General features: G+C 53.8%; 12 protein-coding genes and 1 pseudogene. 6 read left to right on the top strand and 7 right to left on the bottom strand.

From position 1 onward, the window contains the following. Window positions 1-6: 6 nt before the first annotated feature. Window positions 7-705, top strand: a complete 699-nt coding sequence (locus tag RC74_RS02775; protein ID WP_052274744.1) for a phosphoribosylanthranilate isomerase — start codon at window positions 7-9, stop codon at window positions 703-705. Continuing rightward, complete coding sequence (gene trpB, locus RC74_RS02770) at window positions 698-1933, top strand: tryptophan synthase subunit beta (protein ID WP_039001522.1); 1236 nt, start codon at window positions 698-700, stop codon at window positions 1931-1933. The genes RC74_RS02775 and trpB overlap by 8 nt, the downstream gene beginning before the upstream one ends. Before the next feature lie 2 nt (window positions 1934-1935). On the opposite strand, the gene pth is transcribed toward trpB, so the two are convergent. Together pth and truA are read right to left on the bottom strand one after the other, a co-directional pair. Beyond that, window positions 1936-2622 (bottom strand): aminoacyl-tRNA hydrolase, encoded by a 687-nt coding sequence (gene pth, locus RC74_RS02765; protein ID WP_039001521.1) that lies wholly within the window; start codon window positions 2620-2622, stop codon window positions 1936-1938. Then, window positions 2619-3422, bottom strand: a complete 804-nt coding sequence (gene truA, locus RC74_RS02760) for a tRNA pseudouridine(38-40) synthase TruA (protein WP_052274743.1) — start codon at window positions 3420-3422, stop codon at window positions 2619-2621. Before truA ends, pth begins: the two co-directional genes overlap by 4 nt. Before the next feature lie 115 nt (window positions 3423-3537). Between truA and RC74_RS02755 the strand changes: the two are divergent. Together RC74_RS02755 and RC74_RS02750 are read left to right on the top strand one after the other, a co-directional pair. Further along, window positions 3538-4952, top strand: a pseudogene (locus RC74_RS02755) (YcjX family GTP-binding protein). Next, a complete protein-coding gene (locus RC74_RS02750; protein WP_039001519.1) occupies window positions 4949-5956 on the top strand; it encodes a YcjF family protein in 1008 nt (335 codons plus the stop codon). The pseudogene RC74_RS02755 and the gene RC74_RS02750 overlap by 4 nt, the downstream one beginning before the upstream one ends. Here the strand turns inward: RC74_RS02750 and RC74_RS02745 are convergent. Next, window positions 5953-6369 (bottom strand): group III truncated hemoglobin, encoded by a 417-nt coding sequence (locus RC74_RS02745; protein ID WP_039001518.1) that lies wholly within the window; start codon window positions 6367-6369, stop codon window positions 5953-5955. The genes RC74_RS02750 and RC74_RS02745 overlap by 4 nt on opposite strands. A 250-nt stretch (window positions 6370-6619) precedes the next feature. On the opposite strand from RC74_RS02745, the gene ileS reads away from it, so the two are divergent. Together ileS and RC74_RS02735 are read left to right on the top strand one after the other, a co-directional pair. Then, window positions 6620-9523 (top strand): isoleucine--tRNA ligase, encoded by a 2904-nt coding sequence (gene ileS, locus RC74_RS02740; protein ID WP_039001517.1) that lies wholly within the window; start codon window positions 6620-6622, stop codon window positions 9521-9523. A 56-nt stretch (window positions 9524-9579) separates the two neighbouring features. Next, on the top strand, window positions 9580-10035 hold the full coding sequence (locus RC74_RS02735) for a methylated-DNA--[protein]-cysteine S-methyltransferase (RefSeq protein WP_039001516.1): 456 nt from the start codon (window positions 9580-9582) through the stop codon (window positions 10033-10035). Here the strand turns inward: RC74_RS02735 and RC74_RS02730 are convergent. From RC74_RS02730 to fsa, 4 genes are all read right to left on the bottom strand, one after another. Continuing rightward, window positions 10028-10729, bottom strand: coding sequence for a CDP-alcohol phosphatidyltransferase family protein (locus RC74_RS02730; protein ID WP_039001546.1), 702 nt, complete (start codon window positions 10727-10729; stop codon window positions 10028-10030). The genes RC74_RS02735 and RC74_RS02730 overlap by 8 nt on opposite strands. Before the next feature lie 50 nt (window positions 10730-10779). Further along, entirely contained in the window at window positions 10780-11649 is an 870-nt protein-coding gene (locus tag RC74_RS02725) for a tyrosine recombinase XerC (RefSeq protein WP_179946754.1), read from the bottom strand. Window positions 11650-11696: 47 nt separating this feature from the next. Continuing rightward, window positions 11697-12359 carry a DUF484 family protein gene (locus RC74_RS02720; protein ID WP_052274749.1) on the bottom strand — a complete coding sequence of 221 codons (663 nt, stop codon included), beginning with the start codon at window positions 12357-12359 and terminating at the stop codon, window positions 11697-11699. 269 nt (window positions 12360-12628) lie between these two features. Beyond that, window positions 12629-13282: a fructose-6-phosphate aldolase gene (gene fsa, locus RC74_RS02715; protein WP_039001514.1), complete on the bottom strand. Its 654-nt coding sequence runs from the start codon at window positions 13280-13282 to the stop codon at window positions 12629-12631. Window positions 13283-13422 lie beyond the last annotated feature (140 nt).

Below are 13422 nucleotides of genomic sequence, written 5' to 3'. Positions count from 1 at the left end.
CTACTCATGATCCGTATTCAAAACCCAGAAGATGTCGTTTCGCAATCCGCGAGTGATGTGAACGTTAAGATTTGTGGCCTTCGCAATGCGGAGGACATCGTGACGGCTGTTGAGGCGGGCGCGACCTATATCGGGTTTGTCTTTTTCGAAAAATCCCCGCGCAACGTGTCGATAGATGTGGCGCGGGCGTTGGCAATCGAGGTTCCCGTTGGGGTGGCGAAAGTTGCCTTGACCGTTAATGCCAGCGATAGTTTTCTGGATGAACTCACGGATAAAGTCCCCTTGGATATGTTGCAACTGCATGGCCGCGAAACACCAGAGCGCGTCACCGAAATTCGGGCGCGCTACGGCCTTCCAGTTATAAAAGCCGTTGGAGTCGCAACGCGTGACGACCTAGAGCAACTCGCCGCTTATGAGGCCGTTGCGGACCTAATCCTTGTCGATGCGAAGCCGTCACCGGGTGCGGTTTTGCCGGGAGGGAACGGGATATCTTTTGATTGGCGCCTCCTTGCTGGACGCAGATGGGTAAAGCCTTGGATGTTGGCGGGTGGGCTCTCGGCGGAAAACGTGGCCGAGGCGATAAAATTAACAGGAGCACGTCAAGTTGATGTCTCCTCAGGGGTTGAATCCTCGCCCGGAATCAAGGACCAAGGAATGATCGCCGACTTCGTGCAAGCCGCGCAAAAGGAGCACTACCATGAATGATCTCTTTAATAGTTTTATGAACGGCCCAGACGAAAACGGGCGGTTTGGCGATTTTGGTGGCCGTTTCGTTTCCGAGACGTTGATGCCGTTGATCCTCAGTCTTGAGGAGGAATATGAGCGCGCAAAGACGGACGAAAGTTTTTGGGCCCAGATGGACGATTTGTGGAAGCATTACGTTGGCCGCCCAAGCCCTCTGTATTTTGCCGAACGTATGACCGAAGACCTTGGTGGCGCGAAAATTTATCTCAAGCGGGATGAGCTTAATCACACGGGTGCGCATAAAATTAACAACGTTTTGGGGCAAATATTGCTCGCAAGACGGATGGGTAAAACACGGATTATTGCCGAGACTGGCGCGGGGCAGCACGGCGTTGCAACGGCGACGGTTTGTGCCCGTTTTGGCCTGAAATGTATCGTCTATATGGGCGCGCATGATGTGAAACGCCAAGCGCCGAACGTGTTTCGGATGCGCCTTCTTGGAGCCGAAGTTATTGCCGTAACGTCGGGTCGAGGCACACTTAAGGATGCGATGAACGACGCGTTGCGCGACTGGGTGACCAATGTGAACGACACGTTTTATTGTATCGGCACGGCGGCTGGGCCTCACCCGTATCCTGCCATGGTTCGTGATTTTCAGTCGATCATTGGCAAGGAAACCCGTGAACAATTGCAAGAACATGAGGGCGAAGGCCGCCTCCCAGACACGTTGATCGCCGCTATTGGCGGAGGATCAAACGCCATTGGTTTGTTCTATCCGTTTTTGGACGATGAAAGCGTGAACATCATCGGCGTCGAAGCAGGCGGCAAAGGCGTGAACGACAAAATGGAGCATTGCGCGAGTCTTACGGGTGGTCGTCCGGGGGTTTTGCACGGCAACCGCACCTATTTGCTTCAGGATGACGATGGCCAAATCCTCGAGGGCTTCTCGATTTCTGCGGGGCTTGATTATCCCGGAATTGGCCCAGAGCATAGCTGGTTGCATGAGATTGGCCGCGCCAAATATGTCGCGATTACAGACAAGGAAGCGCTCGAAGCGTTCCAATATTGCTGTACGCAAGAAGGGATCATTCCGGCCTTGGAACCCTCCCACGCCCTCGCGCATGTCATGAAAATCGCGCCGAATTTGCCAAAAGACCACATCATCGTGATGAACATGTGTGGCCGTGGCGACAAGGATATCTTCACTGTGGCCAAGGCGCTCGGTTTTGATATGAGCGACGCAGACTAAGCCTAGCTGCGGAATCTATCGGCGAGTTTTTGAAGACCCGAGCGTGTATCTTTCACCTCGGGTTTTTCTTTGGGGGCTGTCTTTTGCGGCTTGTTCGCAGGCTTCGCTTCCGTCTCGCGGGGCGCTTGAACGCGCAGGGCGACAGCGTTCATAAAACGTCCACTATCCCCTTTGGCAAGATCAACGGCCCCATCGCAAACTCCGCGCAGTACATCCTCGAGCCAGTTTTGCTCCGACTTTGCGAAATCATGCAAAACATATCCCGCGACACGATCCTTGTGACCCGGGTGGCCGATGCCCATGCGAACCCGTCCATATGTATCGCCGATATGTTGATGCATTGAGCGCAAACCATTGTGGCCCGCATGTCCTCCGCCTTGTTTTACCCGAATTTTTCCTGGCACAAGATCGAGCTCGTCGTGAAAAACGATCACGTCGTCTGGCGTGAGTTTGTAAAAACGCATGGCTTCGCCGACGGATTGGCCCGACAGGTTCATGAAGGTTTCGGGCTTGAGGAGGATGATCTTTTCGCTCCCCAATTTACCTTCGCTCACAGAGCCTTGAAACTTACTTTTCCATGGCGCAAAACCGTGATCCGACGCGATTGCATTCAGCGCCATAAAACCGATGTTATGGCGATTTTGCGCGTATTTCGCACCGGGATTTCCAAGGCCGACAAAAAGTTTCATGGGGTTCCCTCGTTTGATTCGCCTGCAGTGTGGCCCGCAAAGGGGTCAGTTTCATAGCACACTTCTCGCAAATATAGACCTTGCGAGGGGGCGACAGGCCCACAAACGTCTCTTCTGCGGGTTTCGAGTGCGGTTTTCACATCAATAGGGGCCCAACTTCCGCCGCCGACGCGCTCTAACGTGCCGACAAAGCTGCGTACCTGATTGTGTAAAAATGCGCGTGCACGAACGTGAAAGCGGAACTCGGTGCCGTCCGCCAAAGGGATTTCCTCGACGGTCAATTCATCGAGGGTGCGAACGGGGGAAGGGGCTTGGCAAAGGGTTGAGCGAAAGGTCGTGAAATCATGTTTTCCGAGCAGGTAATTCGCGCCTTCTTGCATCGCGTCCCGACTCAAGAGGTGGGGCACGCGCCAGATTCTTCCTGCTTCAAACGTCAGAGGGGCTCGGCGTGAAATAAGACGGTACATGTACCGCCGTTCTAGCGCCCAAAATCGCGCGTGGAAATTATCCGCAACGGGGGCCGCGTTTACAATCGCAATCGGGTTGGGCTTGAGGTGGTAATTCAACGCCTCGGCCAATCGAAAGGAATCCCAATGGCGCGCGAGATCGCAATGCGCGACTTGGCCGGTCGCATGAACGCCCGCATCGGTGCGCCCTGCGGCCGCAATCCCTTTATTGGTCGGGTCGATTTTCAGAAGAGCATCTTCAATGGCCTGCTGTACGGAAGGGAGCGTCTTTTGCCGCTGCCACCCGTAAAACGGTGTCCCTTGATATTCGATTTTTAGTGCAAAACGAGGCATCCCCCGCGATACATTCTTGCGATGACAATGGCAACAGGAACGTGTTTTTGGCACGGCCCCTAGGAATATAACCTATAAGGGATTAAGTGTATGGCAAGTAATTTGAGGGCATGAATTGGGTTTAGCAGATTTTACCGATAGCGTTTTACGTGATGTCGAAAGCCTTGGCTCACGCGTGAATGAGGCATTGTTTGAACCAACTGTGAGGTTGGGTGTGACGGGCCTTAGTCGCGCGGGGAAAAGCGTATTTATTACGTCGCTGGTTTCAAACTTGCTTGAGCGCGGGCGCATGCCGCAATTTAGCGCCGCAAACAACGGGCGTTTGCAAACGGTCTATTTGCAGCCGCAGCCTGACGATACAATCGCACGGTTTCCGTATGAAAAGCACCTCGCGTCCCTCACGGGCGACACCCCTAAATGGCCGGAAAATACACGAAATGTTAGCGAGTTGCGCCTCTCGTTCCGCGTAAATCCCGCAGGTTTGTTGGGGGATTACGGGGCGTGAAGACGTTCCACCTTGATATTGTAGATTATCCGGGCGAGTGGCTTCTCGATCTTGGCCTGATGGGAAAATCCTATCGGGAATGGTCGGCGGATGCCCTTAGTCGAATGGGGGCACAGGATATCGGGGCGCAGGTTTCTTATCGGCTTGAACAGGTTGATGGGGCGAAACCCATGGATGAAGTCACCTTACAGGCGCATGCGGCGGACTACGCTCGGTTTGCTCGTTCTGCGCACGACGAGGGCATGAGTAGTGGCGCGCCGGGGAGGATTGTTTTGCCAGGGGAACTTGAAGGCTCGCCGGTTTTGACATTTTTCCCACTGCTTCCCGTTGTTCGACCACCGCGGGGATCGTTGTGGCGTGAAATGGAACGACGCTATGATGCCTATCGTTCCGAAGTGGTGAGGCCGTTCTTTCGGAACCATTTTGCGCGGATCGATCGCCAAGTTGTTCTCGTTGATGTGCTTGCGGCGCTTCATCGGGGGCCTAAGGCCGTCGATGATTTGCAACAAACTATGGCGGATATTTTGGCAGGCTTTAGGCCGGGGAAAAACGCGTGGCTGAGCGGTCTTTTGGCTGGAAAACGGGTGGAAAAGATACTTTTCGCTGCAACAAAATCGGACCATTTGCACCAGAGTCAGCATCCGCAACTTGCTGGGATTACGCAGGCGCTTTTGGCCCACGCAAAGTCCCGCGCGGATTTCGCGGGGGCCAAAACACAGGCAATGGCGATTGCGGCGTTACGAACCACGACCGAGACCATGTTGAGCCATGAAGGGCGTAAGCTTGAGTGTGTGCAGGGGCGGATTGCGCAGAACGCAAAGCCCGTTGCGTTTTATGCAGGGGCGCTGCCCAAAGATCCGGCACGCATCCTTTCGGCGGCGCAAATAGGGCAGGCCGATTGGGGTGGGTTTACCATTCAAAATCAGCAATTTGACCCCGCAATTCTTGAGTTAAAATCAGGCGAAGGTTTGCCACATATCCGCCTCGACAAGGCCGTTGAATTTTTGATTGGAGATCAGTTTTGACCTCAGATGATAAGCCTGTCCTCGTTGAACTGGACGTTGAGGAGGTTCTTTCTCCCGCCGATGCGCCGATAATATTGGAAACTTCCGAGGCCACAATGCAGCGCGCTGCACGGTTTGCCACACGTCCGCGCTCCCGCATTGGCTCGCTGTTCTGGGGATTGCTGGCCGCACTTCTTGGCGCGTTTGTTTCGGTGGCTGTTTGGGACTTTATCACGAGTTTATTGGCACGAAATGAAGTTCTTGGCGGTGCGGTGCTTGCGATCACTTTGGCATTTTCAGCTGTTTTGTGCGCGGTCATCCTGCGCGAAATGGCTGGTTTTTTGCGACTGGGGCGGATTGATTCGTTGCAAAAAGAGGCGGCTGAAGTGCAGGCCTCGCATGACATCGGTCGCGCGAAGCATTTTGCGGGGAAATTGCAAAAACTCTATAAAAACCGCCACGACGCGGAATGGGGACTCGCGGCCTTTCATGAACGCGCGGAGGATCAGTTTGATGCCACTGACCTTATGTCGTTGGCCGAGAACAAAATTCTGGCTCCTTTGGATGCCGAGGCTATTTTGGAAATTCAGTCTGCAGCCCGCCAAGTTGCGACCGTGACGGCCTTTGTGCCGATGGCTTTTGCGGACGTCATCGCCGCGTTAACGATGAATATGCGCATGATCCGACGGATTGCAGAAATATACGGTGGCCGTGCGGGAACGCTTGGATCGTGGCGGTTAACCAAAGTGGTTTTAAGCCACCTTGTTGCGACGGGGGCGGTGGCCGTTGGAGATGACTTGATCGGATCGATTGCAGGTGGGGGCGTGATGTCAAAAGTGTCGCGCCGATTTGGGGAAGGCATCATTAATGGCGCACTTACGGCCCGCGTGGGCGTTGCCGCTCTTGAGGTTTGCCGGCCAATGCCCTTTGTCACGCAGAAGCGTCCACGCGTTACGACGCTGGTTCAGCGGGCTATGGCTGGCTTGTTTCCCGGGAAAAAAAATGGCGACACAACAGGCAGCTAAAAGATCGGAGGCCCGTCTTTTGGTTGTCTGACGGCCTGGACGCCCATGCGCAATCCGCGACCAATTCGGTGGGCGAGGGCGGAAAAAGCCTGTGCGGTTTCCGGCTTCAATTCTTTTTCCAAGACGTTGTCAAAAAGCTCCAACCAAAGAGCAAAATGTTCTGGTTTGATTTCTGGCACGCCCATATGAACCTGCATCGGATTACCAGAATACGCGCGATCAAACAGAATTGCATTGCTCCAGAACGCGGCGATTTTTGCTTCGTGGGGGCGCCAAACCTCGGTGGAATTTCCTAAGCGGCCGATAAAAATCGGCCCCAAAATGTCATCCGCACGAATGCGGAAATAGAACGCGGCTACCACGCGGGCAATCTCGTCTGGGGTTATGTCAAAACGGGCGAGCTTGGAAGCCATGTGGTATCCTTTCGCATTGGTGATACGCCTTTGAGGGGTGCACGCAACCACGTAAATGTCGCAGGGAGACGAGAGGTTCCCATTGCACTAGACCCCGTTGGAACGTCGCACTATAAGGCCGTATGAGGATGTTTTACTTGCCCCTTATACGAATTATTTGCCCGGCGCTCTGACGATGAGCCGCCGGGACAAGGCGCCTGCAATGCGCGCCGCCCATTGAATTCAAATTCCCCGTTTAAGGACCGCAGATATGTGCGCCGATACGCCCGAGACTCTGAACTACAAATCTACATTGAACCTGCCCAAAACCGATTTTCCAATGCGTGCAGGCCTGCCCAAACGCGAGCCGGAATGGCTTGAGAAATGGGCGAAACTGAACGTTTACAGCCAGTTGCGCGAGAAAAAGGGTCGTACGCCTTTTACGCTCCACGATGGCCCTCCCTATGCCAATGGCCACCTGCATATCGGCCACGCGTTGAACAAAACGATCAAAGATGTGATCGTGCGCAGCCACCAGATGATGGGCTTTGATGCGCGCTATATTCCCGGTTGGGATTGCCACGGACTTCCGATTGAGTGGAAGATCGAAGAGCAATATCGCCAAAAGGGCAAAAATAAAGACGAAGTCCCAATCAACGACTTCCGTGCCGAATGTCGTAAGTTCGCGCAGGGATGGGTTGATATTCAGCGTGATGAGTTCAAGCGACTGGGCATTACCGGAACGTGGGATAAGCCTTATCTGACGATGGATTTCCACGCCGAGCGCGTGATCGCCGAGGACTTCATGAAGTTCCTAATGAACGGTACGCTCTATCAAGGGTCAAAACCCGTGATGTGGTCGCCAGTTGAGAAAACCGCGTTGGCTGAAGCCGAGATCGAATACCACGATCACAAAAGTCATGCGATTTGGGTGGCGTTTAAAGTACGTTCTGGGGGCGATGATCTTGCCGATGCGCGTATCGTTATCTGGACCACGACGCCTTGGACGATTCCGTCGAACAAGGCTATCGCCTATAACCCGACCATTGCCTATGGGCTGTATCGCGTTGAAGCCACCGAAGAAGAAAGCTGGACGGCGGCGGGTGATCTCTATCTTTTGGCCGACGACCTTGCCTCTGAAGTTCTGACCAAAGCCCGCGCAACCGAGTTCACGCGTGTGCGTGAGGTGAGTGCATCCGAGCTTGCTGGCATTACTTGTAGCCATCCATTGGCCGGTTTTGAAGGCGCGAATGGTTTCTGGGATTACGACGTTCCGGTCATTGATGGGGATCACGTTACGGACGATGCTGGGACGGGGTTTGTTCACACGGCCCCAAGCCACGGTGCTGATGACTATGAATGTTTCGTTAAGCGCGATTGGCTCGACCGCATGACCCATAATGTTGGCGAAGAAAGCCAGTTCTTGCCACATGTTCCGTTGTTCGCGGGCCTTCAAGTCTTTGATCAAAAAGGCAAAGAGGGCAAAGCAAACAGCACCGTTATCGATAAACTGGTTGAAGCTGGTGGCCTGATTGCCCGCAGCCGTATCACGCATAGTTATCCGCACTCGTGGCGTTCAAAAGCGCCCATCATTTTCCGCAACACGCCACAGTGGTTTGCGGCGATTGATCGCGAGATCGGCGACGGCAAAGACACGCATGGCAAAACCATCCGCGAACGTGCCCTCACCGAGATCGACAATGTGAAATGGACGCCCCAATCGGGTCGCAACCGCTTACATTCGATGATCAAGTCACGCCCTGATTGGGTCCTTTCGCGGCAGCGTGCTTGGGGTGTTCCTCTGACGTGTTTCACGCGCAAAGGTGCCTTGCCAACGGATGAGAACTTCCTTCTGCGCGATCCTGCTGTGAACGCACGGATTGTTGAGATATTTGAGGCCGAAGGGGCGGATGCTTGGTATACTGATGGCTCCAAAGACCGGATTCTCGGCGGTTTGCAAAACCCAGAAGACTTCGATCAAGTATTTGATATTCTTGATGTTTGGTTTGATTCGGGCTCTACACACGCCTTCGTTCTTCGGGACCGTGAAGATGGTACCGAGGATGGCATTGCAGATGTTTATCTAGAGGGTACAGACCAGCATCGCGGCTGGTTCCACAGCTCACTTTTGCAAAGCTGCGGCACTAATGGGCGCGCGCCTTATCGCAACGTTGTCACGCACGGCATGACCTTGGACGAGAAGGGCATGAAGATGTCCAAATCCATCGGCAACACAATCGTTCCCGAAAAAATCATCCAACAATATGGCGCTGATATCCTACGTCTTTGGGTTGCTCAGGTCGATTATACCTCTGATCAACGTATCGGTCCTGAGATCCTGAAAGGCGTGTCTGACAGCTATCGTCGTTTGCGCAATACGATGCGGTATATGTTGGGATCGTTGGCGGAATTCACCGAAGCGGATCGCATGGATCCCGCGGACATGCCCGAGTTGGAGCAGTTAATTTTGCACCGTTTGGCCGAGTTGGACCATGAGGTGCGCAAGGGATATGCGGCGTTTGATTTCCAAGGTGTATTCCAAGCGGTCTTTACCTTTTCAACGCTCGATCTTTCGGCGTTCTATTTCGATATTCGCAAAGACGCGCTTTATTGCGATGGCGATACGGTACAGCGTCGGGCTGCGCGGACGGTTTTGGACATTTTGTTCCATCGCCTGACAACTTGGCTGGCACCGATCCTGATCTTTACGATGGAAGAAGTTTGGCTTGAACGCTTCCCCGGTGAGGACAGTTCCGTGCATTTGGTGGACTTCCCCGAAACACCTGCGGATTGGTTGAACGAGCCATTGGCGGCCAAATGGGACGGGGTGCGTAAGGCCCGTCGTGTTGTGACTGCTGCGCTTGAAATCCAGAGGCAAGACAAAGTGATTGGCGCGAGTCTTGAAGCCGCTCCCACGGTTCACGTTCGGGACGCCAAAGTTTTGAAGGCGCTTCAAGAGTTGCCGTTTGAGGACATTTGCATCACGTCGGCGGTGTCGTTGACCAATGATCCGCTGCCAGACGAGGCCTTCCGCCTTCCCGAAATCGAAGGTGTTGGCGTTGTGTTTGAACTTGCCGAGGGTGTGAAATGCCAACGGTGTTGGAAAACGCTTCCTGATGTTGGGAAGCACAAGCACGAAGGTGTTTGTGGCCGTTGCGATGCGGCACTGAGCTAGTTAAATTTGCCCGCCGCAGGAAACTGTGGCGGGCAAATTCTTTTGGGGGCGAAGCCATGATCGAATCCAGTGTCCTTACTTCCATGGGTACCTTTGGACTTATTGAGGACGAGGGCGCGATCATTCGTTTGACGTGGCACAGCCAAGCTCCCGCGCCGAGTACAGATGTTTCAAAGCGCGCGGCAGATCAGCTTTCTGCATATTTCGAGGGGGGAAAGGCGGGATTTGACCTTCCTTTGCGCCCTTCAGGCAGCGCTTTTCAGCAAAAAGTGAACGCGGCGATGTGCGCTATTCCCTACGGGGAAACGCGGACTTATGGCGAGATAGCCAAAGATATTGGCGCCTCTGCGCAAGCGGTTGGCAACGCCTGTGGCGCCAATTCCATACCCGTTATCATCCCATGCCATCGTGTCCTTGGGGCACAGGGATTAGGGGGCTTTTCCGGTGAGGGTGCCGTCGAGACCAAAGTGAAACTTTTGATACATGAGGGCGCGGCTGGATTGCTTATTTAGCCGTCTTGCGCTCGGGAATAATCTCTTGGGCAATGCCTGCACCCAGCAGATAGAGGGAGGTGACGATCAGCCCCCAAAGAGCAAAGTCGTGCGGCTCAAAGCGCACCCACGCAGCCCAGCCAGCAAAACATGTCCACGCCAAAGCAATGGGAAGCGACAGGTTGCGCCAGCGTTCTGTGCGCACTGGATGGATGAACTTAAGCGGTGCAAACATTGCGACGGCAAGCACGACGATAATCGCAAGCATGACCCAAAAATTCGGGGTAACCGCGAAGAACACCAAGACCACCATATTCCAACATCCCGGAAATCCAGAGAAGGAATTATCCTTGGTTTTCATGCGCGTATCAGCAAAATACAGAGCACTGGTGAAGGTGATCACGATGATGGCAATCCACCCTGTCCACCCCGGTAGGAGACCCGATTTAAAGAGGGCAAATGCCGGAATAAAGACATAGGTGAGGTAGTCGATAATGAGGTCGAGGAGCACGCCGTCGATCTGGGGGGCGTTTGTTTTGACGTCAGTGTGCCGCGCCAAAGGTCCATCGATCCCATCCACGAAAAACGCAACGACAAGCCACAGGAACATCTGGCTCCATGCCTGATCGGCCGCTGCCAATAGGGCAAGCATTGCGAAAACCGCACCAGTAGCGGTTAAGAGATGGACGGCGTACGCGCGAAGTTCTTTGGACATGAGGTTTAATGGCTCAATTTTGGCCGCCATGCAATGGGGCAAAACTTCAGCTAGGCGCGCGGGTGGGACCGCTCATAGACTTCCATCAATCTTGCCGTGTCCACCGCCGTGTAAGTTTGGGTCGTAGAAAGTGAGGCGTGGCCCAAAAGTTCTTGGATTGTACGCAGATCACCACCGGCACTTAATAGATGGGTGGCGAAGGAGTGACGCAAAGCATGTGGCGTTGCACTTGCTGGAAGGCCAAGCTGCATGCGTGCGGCTGCCATCGCTTTTTGGACGGTGCGCGGTGTGAGCGCGCCACCCCGCACCCCGAAAAAAAGTGGCGATTTCGCGGTCAAATCATAGGGGCAATCCGCAACATAGGCGGCAAGCGCAGCTTGAGCCACGGGCAGAACGGGGACGACGCGCTCTTTGTCGCCCTTGCCGATAATGCGCAGACTGGTGGAAAGAGGGGAATCGCTTCCCTTGAGCGATAGTGCTTCGGATATTCTCAGCCCGCAGCCATAGAGGAGTGTTAAAACTGCGGTATCCCTTTGAGCGACCCAAGGTTTTTCGCTTTGATAAGCGATGGTTTCCAGAAGCGCGCGCGCGGCGTCTTTCTCTACTGGGCGCGGTAGTTTTTGTTGGAATTTTGGCGCACGGGTCGCAAGGATGGCAGTGGCGTCAAATCCGTCGCGTTCTGCAAACCAGTTGTAGAAACTTTTGACGGCGGAAAGTTCGCGGGCGAGGGAGCGCGGCGCGATTCCGCGGCCTCGTTCATGGGCAAGCCACGCGCGCATATCTTGGATCGAAATCCTTTTTAGGGGGGCGGCCCCGAGGTCTGTACCAAAACGTTCGCCCATAAATGCGAAAAAGCATAGGAGGTCTGCTTGATAGGCTGATATCGTATTCTCTGACAATCCTTGAACGGATTGCTTCATTTCAAGCCACCCAGACAGCAAAGCGCTGGCGGCTGGCGAAACGGATGTCACGACAACCAACGTGCCATTGCACGTTCAAAGGTACCCGCAAAAAACGCCAAAAGATCAGTGCCTTGGTCCGATTTGAACATATGTGGATCTTCTGATCCCAAAAGCAGCAACCCTGGGAGGCGGCCATTACCGAAGTCCAACTTAAGGGCCGCTTCGGACCGGATATATTCAGAACTCGTACCATAGATTTCGTCATCCGCTGGGCGATATTGACGTAAAGTTACGGGGCGGGGTTCGGATTGGCGGCCCGCTTTGAGGTATGAGTCAACAAAGCCCGGTTCAGCGACGGTTAAAACATGGCCGAGTTTCTTTACGACGGGATCTTCACCTTTTTGAACGCTTTCCAAAACAAGGCGCACGGCATCAACCCGCAGGATTTCGGCGATACCCGTGCCGAGTTCTTGAAGGAAGGCTTCAAAATCGGTGGGGTCCAACAGTTTAAGAACTGCGCGGTGCACCTGATTGGTGCCTGCGAGGTTTTCATAGGCTGCTGCAATGACGGAACGGTGTGTGTCTTCGAGGCGGTCAAGACGGGCCTCTAAGCGGTCCATCGCGATTCCGCGCAAGTCCACAATATTGCCGCCAAGGGCTTTTTCGTTGGCCGCCACAAGGGCGCGCATGACGTCTTTGTCCTCAAGTATAAACTCGGGGTCCGTCATTATTTTTTCACGGAGATCTTCTTGCAAAATCGCGTTGCTCAAGTGCCTGCCTCATTTTTGTTTTTATATGGTACTTTCACATTTCGCGGATTTTTCCGTCTAAATGCGCTGAATTGTACCGCCTGCTTGATCTTTTCTAACATGGGGGGGATTCATTGCATCAGGTTTTTGAGCAGAATTGAAATTCCGTGCGAATGTACGCTTAGGGGCGCAAAGCAAAACAGCCCCTGCTTTCACAGAGGCTGTTTGTTGTAATTTAGTTCGTAGGATTACAGGATTTTTTGACCTGTTTTCGCCCAGTCAGCCATGAAAGCTGCGAGGCCTGCATCCGTAAGAACGTGGTCAGCCATTTTCAAGATAACACCGGGAGGGGCCGTGCAAACGTCGGCTCCCAGAAGGGCGCAATCTTTCATGTGGTTGACGGAACGAATTGAGGCCGCCAAAATCTCGGTCTCAAACGCGTAGTTGTCATAGATCGTGCGGATGTCCGCGATCACGTCCAAACCGTCGATGTTGATGTCATCCAAGCGACCAATGAAGGGCGAAATGAATGTCGCACCTGCTTTGGCGGCGAGCAAGGCTTGGTTGGCGGAGAAGCACAAAGTGACATTGACTTTGGTGCCTGCATCGCTAAGCGTCTTACATGTTTTCAAGCCGGCCCAAGTAAGAGGAACTTTGACACAGATGTTTTCTGCGATCTCGGCTAGTTTGCGGCCTTCAGCGATCATTTCGTCGGCCTCAAGGGCAACGACTTCGGCTGAAACCGGACCGTCGATCATGTCGCAGATTTCTTTTGTGACTTCCAGAATATTGCGGCCGGATTTCATAATGAGGGAGGGGTTTGTTGTAACCCCATCTACCATGCCAAGGTCGTTTAGTTCGGCAATGGCGGCGACGTCTGCGGTATCTACAAAGAATTTCATGAGAGTATTCCTAGTTAGGTTGGGCTCTATCCGGCGCCTATGTACCTCAACTCAGACTTTGCTGGAACCCCAAAAGGGGGCGAAACATGTCTGATCAGTTTGGCTTTGGGGCCGATTTTGGTGGCGAGCCTGATTTTGCG

The sequence above is a fragment of the Falsihalocynthiibacter arcticus genome (assembly GCF_000812665.2).
Taxonomy (GTDB): Bacteria; Pseudomonadota; Alphaproteobacteria; order Rhodobacterales; family Rhodobacteraceae; genus Falsihalocynthiibacter; species Falsihalocynthiibacter arcticus.
The sequence above is the reverse complement of the archived record's forward strand: the minus strand, read 5'-3'. Positions and strand labels throughout refer to the sequence as shown.